1 protein-coding gene is annotated in these 829 nt (G+C 58.6%); it reads left to right on the top strand.

Going from position 1 to position 829, the window contains the following annotated elements:
• Window positions 1–41 precede the first annotated feature (41 nt).
• A complete protein-coding gene (locus AC3WLT_RS37225; protein ID WP_492596534.1) occupies window positions 42–776 on the top strand; it encodes an IS6 family transposase in 735 nt (244 codons plus the stop codon).
• The last annotated feature ends 53 nt before the right edge of the window (window positions 777–829 follow it).

The raw sequence follows: 829 nt of genomic DNA, 5'->3' as shown, positions 1-829 counted from the left end.
GGCGTTGTCAGGTTATCAGGTCGGTCACGTAAGATGGCGTGATGAAGAAATCGAAATCGCTCTATCACGGTCACCGTTTTCCAGCCGAGGTCATCAGTTGCGCTGTGCGCTGGTATTTCCGCTTTCAGTTGAGCTTGCGCGACATCGAGGAACTGCTTTTCGAGCGCGGCGTGGTTGTGACCTACGAGACCGTCCGATGCTGGTGCGACAAATTCGGCGAGGGCTTTGCTCACCGCGTGAAAGCGGCGCGTCGCAAGCCGGGTAGCACGTGGCATCTTGACGAGATGTTCGTCACTCTGCGGGGCGAACCGTTCCTGCTGTGGCGTGCGGTCGACGAGCATGGCGCCGAACTCGACATCTTGCTACAAAAGCGGCGCGATAAAGCTGCGGCCAAACGTTTTTTCAAGCGTGTGCTGCGCTCGAACCCGGTGCCGCGCAAGATCGTCACCGATCAGTTGCGCAGCTATCCGGCAGCAAAAGCCGAGATCCCGAAACTTGCGAACGTGAAGCACGTGTTCGTCAAAGCGGCCGCCCGACTGAACAACCGCGCGGAGAATAGCCACCAACCGACGCGCGAACGCGAGCGTCGCATGCGCGGCTTTCGTGACCTCAAGCGCACACAGAAATTTCTCTCGTGCTTCGGGCCGATACGGCAACATTTCGCGCTCAAGCGACATCTGTTGCGCGCTTCACTCTATCGCAAGCAACTCGCAGCTCAGTTCGTGGCATGGCGTGAATTTGCCGAACACGCCCAAAATCCGTCGACCTCTTTCTGATAGTTGTCACGCCCGCCGTCGTGCCGTCTCACGCTCGGCAAGTTGACAACGCC

The sequence above is a fragment of the Paraburkholderia sp. FW306-2-2C-D06C genome (genome assembly GCF_058781505.1).
Note: the sequence above shows the minus strand (reverse complement) of the source record. Positions and strands in the feature narration are given on the sequence as shown.

Coding starts and splice junctions, on each gene's coding strand:
- AC3WLT_RS37225 (WP_492596534.1), top strand. CDS start 42: ATGAAGAAATCGAAATCGCTCTATCACGGTCACCGTTTTCCAGCCGAG.